16 protein-coding genes are annotated in these 21,457 nt (G+C 41.5%); 5 read left to right on the forward strand and 11 right to left on the reverse strand.

Annotation, left to right across the window (positions count from 1 at the left end):
- The first annotated feature begins 426 nt into the window (after window positions 1-426).
- Entirely contained in the window at window positions 427-3,252 is a 2,826-nt protein-coding gene (locus tag LC605_RS07695; RefSeq protein ID WP_229546974.1) for a CHAT domain-containing protein, read from the forward strand.
- Between the two features lie 460 nt (window positions 3,253-3,712).
- Here the strand turns inward: LC605_RS07695 and LC605_RS07700 are convergent, their stop codons facing one another.
- The 11 genes from LC605_RS07700 to LC605_RS07750 all read right to left on the reverse strand — a co-directional run bounded on the left by LC605_RS07700 (window position 3,713) and on the right by LC605_RS07750 (window position 18,057).
- Window positions 3,713-7,087 carry a filamentous hemagglutinin N-terminal domain-containing protein gene (locus tag LC605_RS07700; RefSeq protein ID WP_229546975.1) on the reverse strand — a complete coding sequence of 1,125 codons (3,375 nt, stop codon included), beginning with the start codon at window positions 7,085-7,087 and terminating at the stop codon, window positions 3,713-3,715.
- 20 nt (window positions 7,088-7,107) lie between these two features.
- Complete coding sequence (locus LC605_RS07705; protein WP_229546976.1) at window positions 7,108-7,839, reverse strand: DUF928 domain-containing protein; 732 nt, start codon at window positions 7,837-7,839, stop codon at window positions 7,108-7,110.
- Window positions 7,840-8,661: 822 nt separating this feature from the next.
- On the reverse strand, window positions 8,662-10,563 hold the full coding sequence (locus LC605_RS07710; protein WP_229546977.1) for a CHASE2 domain-containing protein: 1,902 nt from the start codon (window positions 10,561-10,563) through the stop codon (window positions 8,662-8,664).
- A gap of 14 nt (window positions 10,564-10,577) precedes the next feature.
- Window positions 10,578-11,279, reverse strand: a complete 702-nt coding sequence (locus LC605_RS07715) for a response regulator transcription factor (RefSeq protein WP_229547003.1) — start codon at window positions 11,277-11,279, stop codon at window positions 10,578-10,580.
- A gap of 368 nt (window positions 11,280-11,647) precedes the next feature.
- Complete coding sequence (locus LC605_RS07720; protein ID WP_229546978.1) at window positions 11,648-12,472, reverse strand: hypothetical protein; 825 nt, start codon at window positions 12,470-12,472, stop codon at window positions 11,648-11,650.
- 12 nt (window positions 12,473-12,484) lie between these two features.
- Window positions 12,485-13,405, reverse strand: coding sequence for a DUF692 family multinuclear iron-containing protein (locus LC605_RS07725; RefSeq protein ID WP_229546979.1), 921 nt, complete (start codon window positions 13,403-13,405; stop codon window positions 12,485-12,487).
- A gap of 116 nt (window positions 13,406-13,521) precedes the next feature.
- Window positions 13,522-13,728 (reverse strand): hypothetical protein, encoded by a 207-nt coding sequence (locus LC605_RS07730; RefSeq protein WP_229546980.1) that lies wholly within the window; start codon window positions 13,726-13,728, stop codon window positions 13,522-13,524.
- A gap of 111 nt (window positions 13,729-13,839) precedes the next feature.
- Window positions 13,840-14,337, reverse strand: coding sequence for a hypothetical protein (locus LC605_RS07735; protein ID WP_229546981.1), 498 nt, complete (start codon window positions 14,335-14,337; stop codon window positions 13,840-13,842).
- Between the two features lie 496 nt (window positions 14,338-14,833).
- Window positions 14,834-15,742 (reverse strand): nucleotidyl transferase AbiEii/AbiGii toxin family protein, encoded by a 909-nt coding sequence (locus LC605_RS07740; protein ID WP_229546982.1) that lies wholly within the window; start codon window positions 15,740-15,742, stop codon window positions 14,834-14,836.
- Between the two features lie 232 nt (window positions 15,743-15,974).
- Window positions 15,975-16,112, reverse strand: a complete 138-nt coding sequence (locus LC605_RS07745; RefSeq protein ID WP_229546983.1) for a hypothetical protein — start codon at window positions 16,110-16,112, stop codon at window positions 15,975-15,977.
- Between the two features lie 85 nt (window positions 16,113-16,197).
- Window positions 16,198-18,057: a tetratricopeptide repeat protein gene (locus LC605_RS07750; protein ID WP_229546984.1), complete on the reverse strand. Its 1,860-nt coding sequence runs from the start codon at window positions 18,055-18,057 to the stop codon at window positions 16,198-16,200.
- A gap of 115 nt (window positions 18,058-18,172) precedes the next feature.
- On the opposite strand from LC605_RS07750, the gene LC605_RS07755 reads away from it, so the two are divergent.
- From LC605_RS07755 to LC605_RS07770, 4 genes are all read left to right on the forward strand, one after another.
- Window positions 18,173-19,189, forward strand: a complete 1,017-nt coding sequence (locus tag LC605_RS07755) for a zinc-dependent alcohol dehydrogenase family protein (RefSeq protein WP_229546985.1) — start codon at window positions 18,173-18,175, stop codon at window positions 19,187-19,189.
- 242 nt (window positions 19,190-19,431) lie between these two features.
- Complete coding sequence (locus tag LC605_RS07760; RefSeq protein WP_229546986.1) at window positions 19,432-19,782, forward strand: histidine triad nucleotide-binding protein; 351 nt, start codon at window positions 19,432-19,434, stop codon at window positions 19,780-19,782.
- Between the two features lie 136 nt (window positions 19,783-19,918).
- On the forward strand, window positions 19,919-20,428 hold the full coding sequence (locus LC605_RS07765) for a hypothetical protein (protein ID WP_229546987.1): 510 nt from the start codon (window positions 19,919-19,921) through the stop codon (window positions 20,426-20,428).
- Window positions 20,429-20,481: 53 nt separating this feature from the next.
- Window positions 20,482-21,369 (forward strand): hypothetical protein, encoded by an 888-nt coding sequence (locus LC605_RS07770; protein WP_229546988.1) that lies wholly within the window; start codon window positions 20,482-20,484, stop codon window positions 21,367-21,369.
- Window positions 21,370-21,457: the final 88 nt, after the last annotated feature.

Here is a 21,457-nt window from a genome sequence, read left to right on the forward strand (position 1 = left end):
ATATGATATGTAGGTTGGCGCAATTAAAGTTAACTGGCTAAGGCTGTCATTTGTCATTAGTAAAGGTTTTAAGCTTATTTACGTTTCGTAATATACTTGACTTTTTTCGCACCAACGTACTTATGTAAAATTTGTCGGGGTTCTCAATTAGACATCTGGTAGAAATTAAATATGCGTTACCCAGAACCCTTGTAGAGACGTAGCAGTGCTACGTCTCTACATTGTTGTCTATTGCATGGAATCTTGACCGTTCCTTCAAGGTCAGATTAAGGGAAACGACGAGGTAATAGATTGACAAATTATGTAAATATAGTTGCATGATTTGGATCGGGCGATCGCACTATTGTGCGTCCCATTTTGCAGAAAACTGCACATAGGGTTTCTCCATGTGAGCAATATTTCTTAATAAAAGTTAAATAATTATAGATGAAAATTAAAAATAAATATTTTCAAATATTACTTTCTGTGCTTTGGTGGTTCCAGATGTTGCTGAAAGTTGTAAATCTTGGCAAAAGGATAACTTATGTCTCTACTCAGCAACACCAAAAACTAAATCGAGATCAATTTTTCAAAGTCTTGTTTTTGATAACCTTCTTAATATGTTTTCTGTTTGAACAAGTCGTAACTGCACAAACTCCAAATGTAACAGCACTAGTTGAGCAAGGAATTAAAGACTATAATGCCGGAAATTTTTTTCATGCGATCAAAAATTGGCAAGAGGCACTAAATCAGGATAAAAATAATCCATCAGGTGCGGCGGTTATAAATGAAAATTTGGCGCGTGCTTACCAACAAGTAGGACAAAACAAAGAAGCTATTGAGTCGTTATCAGCAGCCATTCGTGACTATGGGGCGGTGGAAAATATCCAGCAAGTGGGACGAATGCAGTCAGAACTTGCTCAAGTTTACAGCAATTTGGGACAACCTCGCAAAGCGATCGCACTTTTATGTGGTAAGCTGGTAGATAAATCGAAAATTTCAGAAACTCAAGGGAGTCAGAAAATAGAATGCACTCCTGATAGTGCCGAGCAAATTGCCACTAAACACAACGACAAACGCGGTAAGATTGCGGCTTTGGGAATTCTCGGTGAGGCATATCGGTTAATCGGAAATTATGACCAAGCAATTAAATATTTACACGCCGCACAACAAGTTTCTCCCGAATCTGACTTTTTGCTGTTAAATAGTTTGGGTAATGCTTACAGAAGTCGCGCTCAATTGCATGAGTTACAAGCTAATTCTGCAAAGCAAGCTGGTATTTTCAGTAAAGAAAAGGAATTTACCAACAAATCTACAGCAGATTACAACCAAGCCCGCGAATATTTTCACAATAGCATAAAACTTGCCCAAAGCCAAGAACAACCTTTAGCAGAGATGCGGGGATTATTAAATTTAATTCAGTTGGGTTCCCAGACAAATCAGACCAAGGTTATCACCGATGAAACCTTTAATAATGCCCATGAGGATGCTTTGAAGGTTCTCGTAGATTTACCCGATTCCGCGACAAAAGTGTACGGATCAATTGACATAGCATACTTGCAGCGCCATTCTCAACGAACTTCGCCCTTTACCCACTGTCCAACTCAGATGCTTTCATCGGACAATGAAGCATTAAATTTGCTGAAAAGCTCCGTATTAACTAGTAATAACTTACAAGACAATCGCCTACAATCATATGCTAATGGGGCTTTAGGACATTTTTGGGAATGCCGTCAAGATAGTAAACAAGCATTAAAATATACTCAATCTGCAATTATTGCCGCAGACAAAAACTTGAGTGCGAAAGATAGCTTGTATTTGTGGGAGTGGCAAGCGGGACGGATTTTAGAGCAACAGAATCGCAAAGAAGAAGCGATCGCATCCTATCAAAGAGCATTTGAAATCTTGGAAGATATCCGCCAGGATATTTTAACCACAGAACGGGATGTCCAGTTTGACTTCCGGGATGTGGTTCGACCATTGTACCGCACATTGGCGCGATCGCGCCTTGAACTGTTGGAAGTTGGTGCAATTGCAGACAAACAACGTGCCAAGGAATTATCGCAAGTGGTCGAAACCATCGATGCGTTGAAACTGGCAGAATTACAGAATTATTTTGGCAATGATTGTATTTTGAGTGCGTTGAATCCCCAACCTGTGGGTGAACTTCTGGAAAATAATAGTGCAACCTTTAAAAATACGGGGTTTTTGAGTTCGATAATTTTAGATCACAAAACCGGGATATTATTGCAATTACCCAATCAGACAACCAAATTTAAGTGGATTGAAGACCCCAATCAAGAAGGTACAAGTAAGATAGTTAGCAGCGATCGGTTACAGAAAAAAATTGCCGAGTTTCGTACCGGACTAATTAAAGGTGAAGAAGAAGTTAACTACGATACAACAATTGCGGCAGAGCTTTATGATTGGATAATTCGCCCCTTTGCTGAAGATATTAAACCTGAGACAGTCAAAACCCTTGTGTTTATTCAGGATGGGTTTTTGCGTAGTGTGCCAATGGCAGCACTTTACGATCGCCAACAAAAGAAATACTTAGTAGAAACCTACGCAGTTGCCACAACTCCTAGTTTACGAATTACTACACCCAAAATACGCGATCGCAGTACGCAAAAGGTGTTAATTTTGGGTTTGATACAAAAAGCCACAATCGACGGGAAGGTTTTTGATGCGCTTTTTTCGGTTCCCGAAGAAGTCAGTGCAGTTAAAAGTCTATTTACCGATTATACCGACCTGATGGACGATAACTTTGTCCCCGAAAGTTTTAAACAAAAACTGGAGAAAACAACATACCCCATCGTCCATATAGCTAGTCACGCGCAATTTGGTATCATTCCCGAAGACACCTTCATTGTTACAGGTAGAAACCAAAAACTCACCATTAGTCAATTAGAAAACTCACTGCGAAACCTCAACAGCGAATTAGATAGTGTCGAACTTCTGGTACTTACGGCGTGTGAAACCGCAGTTGGCGACGATCGGTCTACACTAGGATTAGCTGGAGTTGCATTGCAAGTTGGAGTTAAAAGTGCGATCGCATCTTTGTGGAGTGTCACAGATGCATCGACAGCCGAACTAGTCAAAGCATTTTACACCAATTACCGCAACGCTGGCATGAGTATTGCAGAAGCACTGCAAAAAGCCCAAATTAGAATGATTAATGCCAAAAAATTACCGTCATCTCAAGGTATAAATATCAAATATGATAACCCCGTATATTGGGCCCCAATGATTGCGATCGGTAATTGGCTTTGAAACCCACATCTGAACAAAACTCAGTACACCTTTTTCCCAATTCTCAATTAAACATCTGGTGAAAAAGAATTGTTTTGACGTAGCACTGCTACGTCAAAACAAGGGTTCTGGGTAACGCATATTTAATTTCACTCCTATGTCTATTCCCTATTAAGTAAGTCGGCAAAAATAAACCAAACTATATTACGAAACGTAAATACACCTTAAACCCTTATATAATGACGAAGGACAAATGACAAATGACAGCCTTAGAGGCTGTTTGAAAAGTATTTGACTGTGATTTTAGGCACTTCTAGATCCCCCCTAACCCCCCTTAAAAGGGGGGAAGAATCAAAGCCCCTCTCCGCATCGGAGAGGGGTTTGGGGAGAGGTCTTACCGACTTGTGTATACACGGTAGCCTCGCTCTTCGGGAGGGGTGCAATGACTGTGAGAATCATAACTAATTATGGGGACATGATATTACAACTGACATTCTCGACTGAGTACCAAGCGTCCATCAGTAAGTCGATAAACCCCTTGTGGTTCAACTATTGCATCGCCTTTTTTCCAAGTTCCCGATCTTGGTTCAACACTTCGCACCTCACCAGTCGAATAGATTGAGGTAGAAACATCGTTACGGCTGTTACGTAAAGCACCAGAACCCGTGATGAAGAATGTACCCTGCTGCTTGGAACTACGTGAAATGCAACTATTGGCGATCAGTGCATTGGTATCGATAACCTTTGGGGATAATTCTGTGAAGCTGTTTTGGATAGAACTGGTATCGGGTGCATTAATTTTAATTACACCTGATACACCTAATTCGGAACTTGCAGTAATATCGCTTTTTTCGGTTAGCTTTGTCCGCGACTCGATACCGAAAATACCTTGCGAGTTGATTTGGACGTTTCCACCTGTGCCAGTGTATGTATTCGCCTTGATATCGCTGTTTTCTTCGGGGATGGCGACAATAAATTTAGAGTTGATATTGATATTACCGCCATCGCCACCAGCTTGGCTTCTACCTGCGGAGGTTGAAATGAAAGCGCCACCGCGCAACAGTAAGAAATCAGCGATATCAAGGGTGATGTCACCACCATTACCTGCATTGGTTGAAGAAACGATCGCACCGCGTTTTCCCGAAATTTCGATAAAATTAGCATGAATTCTAATATCTCCAGCGTCACCCCTATCTGTACTACCAGAGGCAATTTGAGCATTATCACGTATATGAAGATTATTGGTAGTAATATCTATATCACCACCTTTACCGTTAGCCCCTTTCTGAACTGATGATGTTAGACCAGTTAATAACCCAAACTCACTGTCTGAACCAGTCAGGATAATCTTATCAGCTTGTACTGTTAAATTACCCCCGTTTCCATTTCCAAAAGTTGCTGATGATATCTGCGATTCTTCTTGTACATTTAATAGTTGAGTTTTGATGCTGATATTGCCTGCGTTACCTGTAGTTTCATCGTCAACCTGAGTTCTGATACCACCATTTTTTCCACCACGTAAATCAATTTGACTAGCATTAATCGTAATATTCCCAGCATTACCTTGATTGAATGTGCCGGCAGAGATTAGTCCGCCATTGCTGAGGTTTAAGCGTCCTGTTGTAACGTCAATGCTTCCCCCAGAACCAATTCCGCCATTTTGTAATTCTGCAAATAAACCTGATGGCTCAAGTGAACCATCTAGTCGTTCTCTACCAACCCCAGTAATATCAATAGAATCAGTGGCACGAACCACCAAATTACCCCCTTGTCCCCGCCCCTGTACCACTGAGCTTGAGATGTTTCCACCATTACTCAACCGTAACCGTTCTGTATAAATTTTTATCGTGCCACCTTGCACATCGGCATTACTTGCATACACGCTCGAGGTTATGTCAGTGATCTTTGGTGGAGTCAACCCATCCAATTCTACATCTTTGGCGTGGATAGTAATATTCCCGGCATTACCACTGCTTTGAGTGGATGTGGCGTTTATACTTCCTCCTTGAGTTAGGGAGAGTCGAGGTGTTTTAATTGTTACATTACTCCCATTTCCCGTTGCCATGTAAGTTCTACTTGATATGTTACCTTCGCTGCTAATCTCTACGTATTCACTAGCTTTAATAAAAATGTTACCTGCATTTGCATTTGTATTAAATGTATCGCTCAAAATATCACCGTCATCTTTGAGATTGAGTCGCTGGGTTTCAATGATGATATCCCCTCCTATTACTCGATTTTGAGTTGCAACTGGTACACCAGAAAAGAATGTTGATATATTACCTTGAGCCACCTCAACCGCATTCCGAGCTTGATTTGGACTTGGAAGTGGTTCATCAAAAAAGAATGTTGATATACGACTGTGAGTCACCTCAACCGCATTCCGAGCCTGAATGGAAATAGAACCGACACTTCCACTACCAGATGCAATTGCTGCCACTCCAGAATCGAAAGATGGGTTTTGAACTCGCAAAGTGCCTGTTTCAATCCGCAAATTACCTGTTGAACCAGAGCCATCGCTGTCTAACATTAAAAAGCCATCATCAGTGATATTAACAGCATCTGTTGCTCGCACAGTTAAGCTTCCTCCATTGCCTACACCATCAGTGTCAACAGAGATAAAAGCACCATTGATGTTAACCGACTCTCTAGCATTGAAGGTGAGGTTCCCTCCATTACCTTTGCCATAGGTCGATGTAGAGATAATACTTGTATTTTCTGCTGTTCCATTTCCGGTAATTGTGATTTTTCCCGCATTGATAGTAACATCACCACCCGCACCCGTAGCATCAGCATCGCTGTCGGAATAAATCATACTCCTGTTACCGAGAGTTACTACATCGCGGGCTTGAATTTGAATATCACCACCCTTCGCCGCACCAGATGTAACGCTCCGAACGACAGAACGATTGTCTAAATTAAATTGAGTCGCATCAACAATAATTGAGCCGCCATTGAAACTATATATATCCAAACGGTTTCCGTTTAGCCCAATTTTTCCACCAAATAGCTCAATTGCACTATTTTCACCTCTAGCGAAAATCCTTCCATTCGTTAAGTTGATGGGTGCCCGTCGGAAATTTTCTCTTAACTTAAAACCCAATGAGGAGCCATTGACATTCAGATCAAGGGTTGTATCTCCACCCACTGCTCCCAATTTCACTTGTCCGTTTTTAGTAAACAACAAACTACCATCCAAGGCAATTTCACCACCCATAAGTGCTAAAGTACTGCCAGTACCAACGCCCAAACCACCAACAGCATCTCCCTGAGAATTCCGAATCACTGCTTGGCTACTAATACTTCCTGGTTGCGAACCAAACTGCAACCCAATTGGTACATTGATAGCCAACAACGGCACCGCTTGGGAATTTGTAGCGCTAAACTCTACACCATTGGGAAAGACTAAGCTATTTGCTGTCGTCCCCAGAAATGATCCCTGTATATCTAACTGGGCATTTTTCCCAAACACAATCCCATTAGGATTTAGCAAAAACAAATTCGCATTACCCAATACCCCCAAAGTCCCGAAAATATTCGATGAGTTCCCACCAGTAACGCGAGAAAAGATATTTGTTATCCCCTGTGGATTGGCGAAATAAACGCCTCGGCCAACACCGACGTTAAAATCTTGAAAACTGTGAAATAGGTTAGTGCCACGAGTCGCACCGCCCTCGATGCGGTCATCATCTTTATTAATCGGAATGACTTGCGATCGCTCTATCCCAAGAGTGTTATCGGGAGTTAATTGAGCAAAAGTAGGGTGAATCGAAACTGCGATACCTAGGGTAAGCTCCGCTAACGCTCCCACCCACCCTATCAATCCTGCTACACCAAACCGCAAAATTTTCACCATTTCTATTCTCCCTACTCCCTCTATATTTTTTCGTTTATAATTCTCTGGATATCTTCGATGCGTTGTTTGATAATTTTGAGATCAACTTCGCTTCCTGTGGCAATTTCAGACTGTGCGAGTTCTTGAACTAAACTTGATCCAGTTTCATCCAATTTACCATTATTGGTTGCTTTCAATGCTTCTTCAAATGCTTCATACCACAGTTCATTCTCAGCATAATAATTTATCCTTTCTCGAATGTTAGAAAATTCCTTCTTTACTAGTGATTGACGATTGATGACAGTAAATTCTGCATTGCTAACAATTGGACGCGTTTCACAGTCAATTGCGATTTGCCAAAAATAGGTTTTACCTACAGTCAATTCCGGATAATCTAGAGGAAGTTTGAGTTTGTTAATCCCGACTGTTGTTGGTATTTCTTTAACTTTGCCGATTTGTTTAACGTTTGTCGCGGAATCGAATTCAAAGAGTCTCAATCGCACGGTTTGGGAACTTGACATATACCAAGCAAGCATTGGACGTGTGGAAGCGGTTTTACCGATAAATGTCACAGGTGCAAGCTGTGTCATCGAGATACCGCTACTCGAACATCCACGCGAACCACCCGCACGGGAATATCCACTGGCAGGTTTGCGATCGCGTGGTTTAAACTCAGCATATGCAGGGACGGCGCTAATTAAAAAAACCACTCCCACAACCAAACTTGTAACTCTGCGGCTATATAGCCAAAATCCCAAATATTGATGACTCATGGTAAATGCTAGTAATTGTATAAGTAACGCAATGTGCGACTTATTCTTGGAACCCCGCTTCCATTCCTCTCCCCCACAGTCCGAGAGGCTTTGATTTTTGCTCCCCTTCCCTCGTAGGGAAGGGGTTGGGGGTTAGGTTTGAGAGAAAGTCGCACATAGCGTTAAGTAAGTCGGTGAGAAGAAATCAAACTAGGTTAAGTAATGTAAAAAATTTTGACATTAGTTTGTAGTGAGGGCTTCAGCCCTCACTACAAACCTTTAATTATTGGCGCCCCTCTACTTAGTTATCTACTAAAATCTTGACCTCTCTGTTTGCAGACTATAGGGCAATACGGTTCACTTAAGGCTAAAACTCTGAGTAAAAGTCAGTTTTTTTAACGAACCGCCATCGCGTAGCGTCTCCCCTTGGGAGAAGGGCGCCAAGGACGCAAAGAGAAGAAAGAAATGCTTAACTGAACTGTATTGGACTATAGGGTACACACAAGTCCTAAAAATCTAGTTTTATCGGTAGGACTTACGCAAAATATCTCTCAAACTCTCATTCCTCCGTTTACTCTGTGCCTCTGCGGTTCGTTATTCCGTAACTCGTGCGTAAGTCCTAATCGGATATGTTATGCCGTAGGCTAACGCACCATCCCAGATTAAATTTGTTTTAAAATCTAAGAGGATGTTTTAAAAGTCCTCTTGTTGGTAACAAAACGTTTTAGATCCCCCTAAATCCCCCGATAAATTGGGGGACTTTAATTCTTCCCCCTTTTTTAGGGGGGTTAGGGGGGATCAACAAGTACCTAAAATCACACTCAAATACTTTTTAAACATCCTCTAAAAGTCCTTCGGAGATTTCCAACTAAGTTCGCATATTGTTCCGCGAGGGGAAAGGGATTCCCGTCGAAACTCTCCTCCTAATTGTCTGGCGAGTAGTTTAGAATGTTTTGTGCCTCTATTTTCGAGTTTTGATTTAATCCCACAACCGTTATCTTTGACACATAAATTGTATTCACTTGCACTACAAACACCTGTTGCTTGAACACGTTTTACTCCTTGGGCATGTTTGCCAACATTACACAAAGCTTCTTCCAGAAAAAGACAGATTTCACGTTTGTGTTCCATGCTTAAATATTTATCATCAATCGGGTCAAAATTGCGAATTTTGACTTTTAACGTTTTAAAATATTCAAAATCGTGACGATCTAATGTACTTGAATAAACTTCATATAACAAATCATGAAGCGGTCGGTTCAATTCGAGGATCAATCCGCTTCCTAAACGCAAACTCTCTTCTGTGGTTAATGTTTCGAGTTTGAGAAATTCGCCAATTTCCCGAATTTCTCGATCAAGCTTTTCAAATTGTCTCAGGAGTTCTTCTTCGGGTAAATCTTTAGCACGCATATGCTTTAATCCATAGGCGAGAGTTTGTAGAGGCCCATTATGAATTACGGTAAAAGTGTGTTGAATTGTGCTTTGACGTTCGTTAATTTGCGATCGCAAGAATTTGTCGTGCTGGTAAAATGCAAAAGCACTCAAGCCAACCCCATTCACAGCTAATATAATCAAACTGGGTGCTACAGGAATCCATATACCCCACAACCACAGCATCACATAGCCGTAGCTAAATAGACAAACTCCCGCTACAACAACACTAAATAGATTTTTCCAGACAGATTGGGTAAGTCGTCCAACAATAATCGGCAGAAAACCCCAAATAACTATCCATGTGTATTCTCCCATATCTGCCCAACTGTGCAACATTGGGCGACCATCAATTACAGTACTGAGAATTTGACTGATGACGTGAGCATGATAGTCAACACCGTAAATTTGACCTTTTAATTCTAATGTTGGCAAAGCCGACGTATAAAAAATATCACCACCACTCAGATTTCGGTTGCCAATTAACACAATGCGATCGCGCAACAATTTTGTATAAATATTCTGATTTTTCTCATTCAGGATATCGCGCAGCGACACAACATGAAAAGGCTGATAATTGTTGCGGAAGTTCATCAAAATTGACAATCCTCCATCCTCATGATTAAGGCTCACATATCCACCAAAATTATCAGTTACCCGGGTAAACTCCGTTCCCTGAATCATGATTGTATTCTGGTCATTTTTCCCCGTTTTTAACTCAATTTTTTTCGTTTTTAAGTACCTACTAACTAACTGTAGCACCAGAGAATATTTATCTTCTTTGTCATTTTTCGGGTTCGTTGTATATAACAAATAGCGTCGATTTTTACTATCTGCATCAGTAAATAAATCAACAAATCCAATTTGTTCGGGTGGCAAAGTTCGGGGTGGAGAAATCTGCCCTGGTGGTAAGATTTTTTCAATACCAATAATATTAGTATGTTGCCGCCACACCTTGGCGAGTTCTTCGCCACCAGGTTCAACGGGAACATTTTTGAATATATCTAGCCCAATTGCTAGCGGTTTATAGGTTTCCAGCTTGGTGAGTAACTCTGCAATCTTCCCATCTGGAACCGGATATTGCTTAACCCATTCAATATCTTTTTCGTCGATCCCCACAATGACTACACGCTCATCGAGTTTTTCTGCGGGACGCAGACGTAACATGGTATCGAGGAACATCCACTCTAAAGATTGCATTCCTCCAAGCATACGGATCAAGATCACTAACACCAACACCAATATTCCCGGAGGTGCAGCAAGAGACCATAATCCCAATTCTTGGTAAATGCAATTCCAGATTCTCTTTCTCATGTAGTTTGTCTGGTTTAATCAATTAAACCTTCTTCACGGGAACGAACTTCGGTTTGGATTCGCATATTCTTACCACCTTGTTTGCACTCTTCAGGATATACTCCCAAAACATCCTGAATCTTCGTCCAGTAAGTGCGCACTGCTCGTTCTGATTTATACATTCTCTCCGCGATCGCCTTATCTGTCAAACTCTCTTCAAAAGCCAACCGCAACACCTCTGACCATTCTGGTTTGAGTTCGATCCCGGTTTTGATGTCTTTGGTGTGAGTTGCACCATGAAGTGCCAAATTAACCCGCATTAGCATTTCTGATTCGGGTAATCCTTTGTTTGCGATCGCAAACCCACCTTGATGATTATCAATCTCGTGTTTGATCCGGATTAACGCTTTCACATAACTAGTTTGCACCATGAAATTTTGATGGGGATCTTCTTGGAGCAAAGTTTGCAACAGCTTAATTCCGGTATCAATTTCTGCTGTCTCCCCTTGCTGATTGGGAATTGATAAATCCATCACAATCAGGTCAAACTGGTGAAATTGAAGTTTAGAAAGTGTCTCTTTTGCTGTCTGAGCTTTAATAATAGAAGCTTCAGCATACTCTCTACTTAATACATCCAGAGTCCCAGTCAAAATTAATTGATGGTCATCGACAACAAGAATACCCAGCTTTTTTTCCACTGGTAAATCTCCATAAACTTGATGTTTTTTAATACTTATCTATACCATATTTCCACCAGTTGTTTCGGAGCCAACTGTATAAGGGTTTCACGGTCTACTTCAAGAGGTAGGCTTTTTTCCATAATTGTGATACTCCGCCTCGGATGTCACACTTGTCAATACCCCCTTAGCCTGAATCCTTACGCAATGATTAGCTGTTTCTCCCAAGTGGTAATTTCTAACTTCAACTGGGAGCGATCGCCAATCCGTCTCTAGACTAGGACTTACACAAAAACCCTCTTAAACTCTCATTCCTCCGTGACGCGCCAGTTGCTTCTTCCTTCTCCCTTGGCGCTAGCCTCTCCCTTTGGGAGAAGGGGAGACGCTAACGCGATTGCGGTAGCCTGCGGCAAGCCGAAGCGTCTACGTTAAAAAAATTGACTTTGGCAAAGAGTTTTAGCCTTAACTGAACTGTATTGGCTTATAAAGCCTTTTTTAGCTAATATCTCCAGGTCTTCAAGGTTTAGAGACAATTGTGTACATAGATCCTCCCCGCTACGCTGACCATTACAAGCCAATAAGACCTCACCCATTCGAGATCCTATTGGCTTGATCTGCAACTGATTTGTCGAAGACATGGTTAAAAGTAGATAGTACTCACCTTGAAGCCCAGCTTCAGGCATTCGGCTCTCACTCAAGGTTGTGAGCAGACTATTAGGCTGATGCCGAAAAAAGACAATGCGATATTTAGGATTCAAATCAGGAAAGAAATCTTTCAGATCCCCAATTTGGAAGCTGTTATTGCCAGCTCCCTGTTCGGGAATAAACTTCGTCAGAAAAAGTACACACAGTTCAAAACGCAAAATTTCTTCTAGAAATTCGTTTTGGAGCAAGCCTTGTTCAAGTTGTGCCAGCAAGAACTCTCCAAAGCGAACGGCTTCCTGCTCGTAATAAAAATTGCGCGGCGGCTGTATCTGCCAGTAAATATCAAATACCTGGTTAAGATTCTGAAAATTTAAGAGTGTACAGGTTTTTGGCAAGATATTTACCAACATACTAAGACGAAATGAACGATGGAGCATTCTCCCAATACCAATGCCAGGCAACTGAGCCAAAAATACCAGGCGCTGATATTCCCGAGAAGTTAAATCAAATACCCTCAGAGCCTGCTCAGGACTGGTTAAAACTTGGAAGCAAAACTCTGGAGACATGACTAACTCAGATAAAGCCTGTTGAAACCCTAAAAGCGCCATGAAGTTATTCCTTTATCGGCTGGCTTTCCAAATCGCTCTCGCCTGACTAAGTTCTTGTTTGAGCAGTTCAGGCCCCATTTGATAGTAATATGTGCCAAAAACTTCAAAAACAATACCTGCGACATTTGGAGCTTGAGGCAGAAGTTCCTCGAGTAATTGCCAAACCGCCTGTGGACAAACTCCGGAGTGAGCGTCTAGATAAAAACCTTCCATCACCATTCCACCTGCCACATGGATTTCTACCACCTGAGTTAAGTCAAGGTTGTTAAGGAAATCCCAAGGATCAAAATGATGGTTGTAGGCATTAACATAAAGGTTATGAAGGTCGAGCAAAAGCCCACAGCCAGTTCGAGCAGTGAGTTGATTGAGGAAGTCTGCCTCACTCATCTCTTGATTAGGAATCTCAAAATAATAAACATTGTTCTCCAGCAAAAAAGGTACTGAGACTTCTCTATGCACATAGTTCACCCTATCTACAAGCAGATCTAGGACTTCTGCATCATAGGGGACTGGCATGGTAAGACCGACATCAATAAGATGACCAAATGTTTGCGTTAACCGACTAAAGGATAAATGATCACTATGCCAAGGAAAGTGATACTGTCGCTGCCATTTGGCAATTTGGGCTACATGGAGACTATCAAACCAATCGGCACTGCCAATGGACAGCCCAATACTATGAGCAATAATCGGCTTGTGCTTTGCAAGAAATTCCATATACCCCTGAATATTTCGATTCTCTTGGTAGCGAGGAGTTGCACTAGCTCCCAGATCATTCCAAAAAGTATCTGGAATGATCTCCAGAAAATCAAAGCTGTCCCAGTAACTTTCGACAAAACTTTGCAGGGGAGCTTGAAATGAAAGACCAACGCCAAGTTTGGGAAGACTAGACAAGGTGTTAGTAGAATTTTTAAAAGGAAAAAACTGAGCCAAGAAAATCCTCCCTGGTTTTTGTACAAGCAATTGATACCGTCCTGTCCGCCTGCGCAGGAGTTTGACATCTGCCTAACAATCTTTCCCGCCCTTGTCTTGATCTATTTCGACAAAAGTTAGACTCTCTCTGTTTTTAGCAAAGGTATTATATTGTCATATTTTTGAATTAGTAAGGGATCAAACCCGGAACGACAGGCAGGACAAGCACCAACATTCAGATATTTCAAATCGGCATAGCTTTTACCAGCGTTCACTGTTTCAGATTCTTCTTCAGATAATTCTTGAAACTGCTCTATATTTTCCCACAAAGATTGATCACTCATAATTTTTCTCTACCTGTACACTTCAAGAAGATGACATAATTCAAGTATATAGTTAATTTCGCCAGAATTGAATTCTGTACGACTGCCGGACTTGGGGCTGACTTGACTTTTTTAATTTTGACTAACAACGATTTGAGCAATGTAGTTTTGCTTCACGAGCGTCTGTCCGCTCTTTGGGTAAGGAAAAACATTTTTCAATGTCACCCTATATCCGTCAACTGATTGAGTTGCTGAACCATCATTACCGGGTGAAAGGGTTAGGACTAATGTTGAAAGCTTCTGACCATTTTTGATGATGTCTAATCCAACAGTCACTCGTCCTGCCCAAATACAAGTTACATTAATTGGGCATCTAGAGTCCTCCAACACTTGTGAAAATTTGATTCCAATACCTTTATTAGGTAGGTAAGCTATCTGTCCGTACTTCAAATTAAATTGACTATTTAAAGTAGTTCCGACTCTAGCCATCAACTGTTGATGATTAGTTGGAGTAATTGATTGGGCTTCTATTGGTGAAGGCTTGATATTTGATAATAGTCCTAAGCTTGGAGGACAATTGACTACACCAATCCATGTTAATATAACTGCTGCGCTCGTCAGACAATTCATTTTTTCTACTCCTTAGCTCCAAGGGCAATACACACCTGATATGACAAGTGGGCTATATACCGCAATCTCCAGTTTTTTTATACAAGAACATGAAACATTGTTTGATTATTGTAGTATGCTTAATACTAAGTCTACAACACGAACTACAGCAATGTTGCACAAATAATACAAAAGTATTTAAACGCTCAAACACTCAGGGTACCAAGGTTAATGTCAAACCTCGCTCTTGACAGAGTGTTAGAGGTTGTTTGAAAAGTGTTTCGCTGTAACTTTAGGCACTTTTAGATCCCCCCTGACCCCCCTTAAAAAGCTACCGTGTATACACAAGTCGGCAGACCTCTCCCCAAACCCCTCTCCGACGCGGAGAGGGGTTTTGAAAATTGGCTCCCCAAGTGAAGCAAGTGGCGTGGATTTAGGGGGATCTAAAAGGATTCGATACATCACTAAGAACTTTTGAAACAGCCTCTTAGGTGTAATGATTGTATTTTAAATTACTTTAATTCATAGATTCAAAGTCAACAAGAAGCCAATTTATTCCATCCATTATTATTGGAAATTTTTCTTCAGGTATGTTTAACTCCTGAAAACATTTATCTCTATATCTCTCTTTCTCAGTAAAATTAGTGATGGCTTTAACTAATGGCTTTTTTACTTCGTAGCTTTCTTGAGCTTTAGCGATTGCACGTGGGGGTATTTCGTTATTTACACGCAATATTGCTAAGTCAATCAAATCTCTAGATTGTGTACTGGAATCGTTCCATCGGTCAGCATTAGCCATTAGTTTTGATGTAAATCTATCGCTTATACTCAGACAAGGAATTTTTGTCCATTCCAGATAAACAGGAGGGTCTAAAGTAAAAATACCATTGGCTACAATTTCTACTTTAATAGTTGTTTCATTGACGACAACAGCGAAACGAATACCATATTGATTTATTGTAGTGTCACCTAATTCGATATCTGTTGTACTTTGAAATAATGCTACAATTCCTTCGTCGTCAATCAAATTTCTTAAGTACCTGTAATTTTCAGTTCCATAAGGGAAGAGAAAATCAATATCTTTACTAAGCCTGTATTCATCATACTCTAACGCTAAGAGTGTACCACCGCCAAAGTATGCAGAAGCTTTTTTGAAAACTTCTGGATTGAAAGCATTAAGGATTTTAAGTATATTATTGTGATGAACGAGATGAAACATTTCAAAATCCGGTAATATCCAAGAGTTATATTTTTTGGCTAAATAATGAACAAAATCCTTTTCTTCTTGTTTTAAATTGTTGAAGGTAGTTTGATAATGCCAATTGCGTTGATACAATTGAACAATTTCTTTTTCACTCATTTGATATACATTTTTTAGCTGCCAACCAATAGACTCTAGAAATGGTAGCTTTTGTGGATTGATCATAAAATTAATTTTTAAATTTTCTCTTAACATCATACTCCTACCATAAACAATGAAGCGATGCCTTCTCTACGAGACGCTACGCCTAGGCTAATCACTTAAAAGCTCTATTAGCCAAGCACAATTTTTGCTCAACAAAAACACTATAAGAGGCTGTTTAAAAAGTCTAATTTATTACTAGCCCTGGCGCAGGTGCGGCTACACAAACAAAACCTGCCTACGCAGGTTAAAAACCTTAATTTTTCGTTATTCCGGTTTTCTGTTCCATTGCTAAGTAGGTCGGCACAATTAAAGCTAACTGGCTATGGCTGTCATTTGTCATTTGTCCTTCGTCATTTACAAGGGTTTTAAGCCTATTTACGTTTCGTAACATATTTAGGTTTTTTCGCGCCAACTTACTTACTCACGCCCCATTTAAATGAAATAGCCCTGCCCTAATACCGATTACTTTCTTACATTTATCGTTGATATTCCTCTAACAATTGCGGAATGTGATCATACCCATCTACACCGATAACCGCAATGATTTTCGGGCGATGTTGCTGTAAGAACTTTTGGAAAGCTTCTGCTCCTATTTGTCCTTGTAAAATTGTCAGTAACCCTGCTGGTTGTCGCCACTCACGAGAAGCAATTTGCTCTAACAGATACATTCCCAAGCAGCCTGTGTAAACAGTTTTTTCGGAATTTTGCAGATGGTAATAAGCTTCTGCCAAATAAGCTAAGTTACGCCCTTGCAGATACAAATCACCGGAAACTTGCGCTGTTTTAAAACCATCTTCGAGATATTTAATTGCCCTTTGGTGTTGTCCAATTACTAAATAGGCAATTCCTAAACTGCTGACACATAAGGCTTTACTTTGAATGTCGCCTAACTTTTCTGATAATTTTAAACCTTGTTCCAAATAGTTAATTGCGGCTTCATAGGTTTCTGGTTCTAGATTTTCTAGTTCCTGAGCTTGCATGACTTCGCTGTAACCTAAATTTACCAGGGCATTGGCTTCTCCTGTGCGTTGGCTTTGCCCGCCGTAGACATCGCCTGCTTGCCGACTTAGGATTAATGCCCGTTGACTGTAGTTAATTGCCTCAGTATAATTTTGCTGTTGCACGTAGGTGCGGCTGAGGTGGTTGAGATTGGCAATTTCACAGGCGCGATCGCCTGCATTTCTGGCTATGTCCAGCGCCTGATGATGAAAATCAAGTGAGCGCTGGTATTGTCCCAAAGCACGCTGAGAATAGCCTAAAAGTGTCAAAATTCGCGCCTTTTCTTGGGTTCCCTCGCTTCGTCGCAGAGGTTCATCCAAATAATCTAAGGCATCTCGTAAATAAGTGCCAGTAAAAGAGGCAAAAATCCCGCCGTAAAAGGGAAAATAAGGACGTTGAGCAAAGGTTCGCAAAATCTGGAGCATGATTTGAGAACAGGCGTCGCTGTATACGGGAGCAATGCTCCTAAAACCACTTGCTAGCTGACTCCAAATCACTGCAAAGGTCAAGAAAGTGGAAATAGACAACTTTGGCCCTGCCTTAACATCGTAAGCTTGTTGGTCAAACCAGTTAATTAGTCCCCGTTGCAAATACTGTAAAATCAATGCCATTTCCACCCAATCTCTGAGGGTGATTCCTCGTTGTCGCTGGGCAAACTCAATTGCCGATTCTTCTCTAGCTAAGGTGCGAAGCAGTGCTTGGGGTAACTCACTATTGAGTTGTTTAGCCCAACTTGCCCAAGGGCCACGTTCTCCGGGTACGCCGCCAAATCCTAGAGATTCTTTTTGGTCGTACATCCAACTGAGCAAGTTGTCTTGCAATCGCTGCCAAGAAACTAAACCACGGGTAATTCCTTCCGAAAATTGTTCCAAATCAGAATCTACCTGAGCAAATTGCTGTAATGCTTTTGACAACTGCTGTAGTTGTTGCAAATTTAGCGGATACTTCTGATTGGGGTCAGTAACCCGGATAAATACCGCCAAACGTTCGTCAGCAGTAGCTCTGGTAATTTCTGAAACTGCGGAGGCGATCGCAACTGTTGCTTTGTTTTGCTCTGAAAAGCGTTGCCATTGACTTTGAATAGTTTTAATGGCTCTCAAACTGCGAGTAGCTTTAGCTTTCTTTAATTCGTCTTTTTCGCTATCGACTTGGCTTTGGAGGGCATTCAGGCGATCGCTCAAAGCTAGCTCAAACACTTCCCCTGTACCGGAAGTGATTCCTTTAAGCAGCAGTTGATACACCTGTTCTACAGAGTTAATTTTGCCCTTGAGGGTGGTTTCGACAATTTCATCGATTAAAGCAAGATAGCGATCGCTTAATGGCAGAGAGTCTGGCACTTTGGCTACTAAAAGAATGTGACGTCAATTCTAATTCTAGTCTTGGCAACAGTCGTTAACGCTCTTGCGCTAAAGTTGCAAATAAACGTGCATCTAAAGCCAGGAGGAAAGAGTTGTGAAAGCAGTCTTGATGACAGCAGCTGGCAGCCCCGAAGTTCTGCAAGTACAGGAAGTGCCAAACCCTGGTATTTATGTAGAGAATACTAAACTTTTAGTCCGTTTGGTGGCGGCTGGCATTAACCCCATCGACACGAAACTTCGTAACCGAGGCACTTTCTACCCCGATCGCACCCCAACAATTTTAGGATGTGATGGTGCTGGGATCGTGGAAGCGGTAGGTGCTAAAGTTCAGCGTTTTCGCCCAGGTGACCAGGTATATTTTTGTTCTGGTGGGTTAGGCGCACACCAAGGCAACTATGCTGAATATACCGTTGTGGATGAACGATTTGTAGCACGTAAATCCGCCTCTATCTCCTTTGCCGAAGCAGCAGCAGCCCCTTTAGCGTTAATCACTGCCTGGGAAGCTTTATATGAACGGGGACGATTGGAAACTGGGGAACGGGTTTTGATTCATGGTGGTGCTGGTGGTGTTGGTCATGTAGCAATTCAATTAGCAAAACTCAAAGGTGCTACTGTTTCTACCACAGTAAGTTCTGAGAAAAAAGCTAATTTCGTCAAAGCACTCGGTGCTGACCATGTAATTTTTTACAAACAAACAGACTTTGTGCAAGCGGTATTAGATTGGACTGGTGGCGAAGGCGTAGACCTAGCTTTTGATACCGTAGGTGGCGAAACCTTTCACAAAACCTTCCCCGCAGTGCGAGTGTATGGAGATATCGTGACGATTCTGGAACCGGATGCCAATACTATTTGGAAAACTGCTAGAACTCGTAACCTCCGCATCAGTTTAGAATTAATGCTGACACCAGCACTGCTAGGATTAGAAGAGAGACTCCAGCATCATGCAGAAATTCTCAAACAATGTGCCACCTGGTTCGACGAAGACAAGTTAAAAATCCAAGTTAATCACAAGTTTCCCTTAGAGGAAGCGGCTAAAGCCCACCAACTAATTGAAACCGGGTCTGTGGCAGGTAAAATTGTTCTGCTAATTAGTGACACATTAAACCCATAGCCACGCAAACGTACACAGAAGTCCTTCTCTGCGTTCCTCTGCGTTTTCCTCTGCGTTCCTTTGCGTTTTAATTCTTCTCCTCTTCCTCCCCCTACCTACTCACTCAATTAAAGAAATCAGACACTTCGGGAGCGATATATGCCCCTCCAAAGCGATCGCCGTAACTGGCTCAACTAGGATGATTTTAGTCTTAACAACCTCGTCTAATATAAAATCTCTAAGAGATGAGTAAGCAGATTAGCATGAGTGAAACTACAGAAACGATTTTTAGCAAAATCATTCGTCGGGAAATTCCAGCTGATATTATTTATGAGGATAATTTGGCCCTGGCATTCAAAGACATCCATCCCCAAGCGCCCGTTCACATCCTCGTCATTCCCAAAAAACCCATTACTACACTAGCTGATGCTGAATCTGAGGATCATGCTCTGTTGGGGCATCTTTTATTAACCGTCAAACGTATTGCCAAAGAAGCTGGACTGAAAAATGGTTATCGAGTTGTCATCAACACTGGTGATGATGGCGGTCAAACAGTCCATCACCTACATCTGCATATTTTGGGAGGACGACAGTTGAGCTGGCCCCCTGGTTGATCAAACCAGAATTGTGGTGCTGAACACGACCAAGACGAAAATGCAGGAAAAAATCTAAACAAAGTCGGGATGGTCATTGCCACGACTTTAAACGGACGCAGAGACAGAGTAGCTCAAGTATAAGGAGAAGCCAAGAATGATTTTACACCGTGGACGTAGGGTCTTAGCGGCCTTGTTACTGTCAATAATACTACTAGTAACTGCTTGTAGTCCCAAAACACCTGGACGTTTTGACCAGGCTCAACAAGAAAGCACTCAGCAAAAAAGCGGACAATCGGTGGCTAAAACCGCAACTCAGGGTAGCGAATTTAATAAACTTTTCCCTGATGCGGGTGATGGCTACCAGCGCGTCTATACCCAAGAGAAAAAAGGCTTTGCGGAAGCGAAGTTGAAAAAAGATGGTAAAGATATAGCATTGCTGTCTATTTCTGATACCACCAGCACACCTAAGGCAGCAGAAAAATTCTCCAATAGTACCAAAAAAATTGGCGGTTATCCCGCAGTAGAAATTGGTAAGACACAAACTGCAATTTTGGTAGGTAAATACCAAGTAAAAGCACTTTCTCGCGATCCGTCATTTACAGCTAGCGATCGCGCAGATTGGCTAGAGAAGTTTGATCTTGATGATCTGGCTGAACTGAAATGAGCCGCATTACGGAGATTAAAGATAGATAACAAAAGCTAAATAAGGAGATTTTTGTGAGCAAATCGATTTTTGAGTTAGTTGATGAATTACCAACTAGCGGCTTGACTGTTTCTCTGTTAAGGTCTCTCGATTTTGTTGCCCCTGGTGAGTGGCAAAATACCGTCGGCTTTGTCAACACTATTAAGACTGTCACTGGCGAAGACGACGAAGATTTAATTCAGCAAATTGGCGAAAGAGCGATTTATTTATTCAACGACAAATCCCAAGGATACCAAAGAGCCTTGTGGTTATATCAAACCGTTGATGGTACAGATAAAGCCCTTGGTGCAGCCGCTTTAGCTAACAAAGTCGGTGAGAAAATTCCTCTGTTGGGTTTTTTAAACTCTGTCACCCCCAAACCTGATAAAGCCCAAACTATCGATCTGACATTAAAATTAGTGGCTGAGTTGGTAGCCTTCTGCCAAATTAACGGCATTCCTGGAGACAGTATCGGCGATTTTGTCGCCTCTTTAGGAGAGTATAGTGGTGAATCGCTCATGCGCATGGTGGCATTAGTTTGCGTTGATGGTTTGATACCTCTAGGCCCAGACTTCATCAGCAAAGCGATATCTGGAATTAATCACACAAATCCACAGGAGTTAGAACAAAACTCGACTTTCCAAAACATCAAAGATGTGATTCCAGGGAACAATGCTGGTAGTAAACTCAACTTTATCGGTGAAAGCTTTGACTCAGTTAAAGGTTGGATGAGTGGGCTAGTTACTGCCAATAATTTAACCCCACAAAAGGTAGTTGGCAACTTACAAAATTTTGTCGATATTGCCGATGACAAGTTAGACTATCTCGCGGCGTTCCTAGATGTAGCAACAAATTATTATGAACACACTGGTACGCAAACTTTAGCACGTCGCTTGATTGAACGAGCGGTGGCTGAGATTTAGGTTGATTGGGAGTCAATACTGGGCAGGTTTTGGCAAAAAAATCAAAAATGTGTAGCGACTGTCTTAAAAGTCAAGCGATCGTTAACAA

It is taken from the genome of Nostoc sp. CHAB 5836 (assembly GCF_020829445.1).
Taxonomy (GTDB): Bacteria; Cyanobacteriota; Cyanobacteriia; order Cyanobacteriales; family Nostocaceae; genus Nostoc.

What these genes read in the sequence shown, in the direction of transcription:
- LC605_RS07695 (WP_229546974.1), top strand. Translation starts at nt 427, where the DNA reads ATGAAAATTAAAAATAAATATTTTCAAATATTACTTTCTGTGCTTTGG.
- LC605_RS07700 (WP_229546975.1), bottom strand. Translation starts at nt 7,087, where the DNA reads ATGGTGAAAATTTTGCGGTTTGGTGTAGCAGGATTGATAGGGTGGGTG.
- LC605_RS07705 (WP_229546976.1), bottom strand. Translation starts at nt 7,839, where the DNA reads ATGAGTCATCAATATTTGGGATTTTGGCTATATAGCCGCAGAGTTACA.
- LC605_RS07710 (WP_229546977.1), bottom strand. Translation starts at nt 10,563, where the DNA reads ATGAGAAAGAGAATCTGGAATTGCATTTACCAAGAATTGGGATTATGG.
- LC605_RS07720 (WP_229546978.1), bottom strand. Translation starts at nt 12,472, where the DNA reads ATGGCGCTTTTAGGGTTTCAACAGGCTTTATCTGAGTTAGTCATGTCT.
- LC605_RS07730 (WP_229546980.1), bottom strand. Translation starts at nt 13,728, where the DNA reads ATGAGTGATCAATCTTTGTGGGAAAATATAGAGCAGTTTCAAGAATTA.
- LC605_RS07735 (WP_229546981.1), bottom strand. Translation starts at nt 14,337, where the DNA reads ATGAATTGTCTGACGAGCGCAGCAGTTATATTAACATGGATTGGTGTA.
- LC605_RS07740 (WP_229546982.1), bottom strand. Translation starts at nt 15,742, where the DNA reads ATGATCAATCCACAAAAGCTACCATTTCTAGAGTCTATTGGTTGGCAG.
- LC605_RS07745 (WP_229546983.1), bottom strand. Translation starts at nt 16,112, where the DNA reads ATGTTACGAAACGTAAATAGGCTTAAAACCCTTGTAAATGACGAAGGA.
- LC605_RS07760 (WP_229546986.1), top strand. Translation starts at nt 19,432, where the DNA reads ATGAGTGAAACTACAGAAACGATTTTTAGCAAAATCATTCGTCGGGAA.
- LC605_RS07765 (WP_229546987.1), top strand. Translation starts at nt 19,919, where the DNA reads ATGATTTTACACCGTGGACGTAGGGTCTTAGCGGCCTTGTTACTGTCA.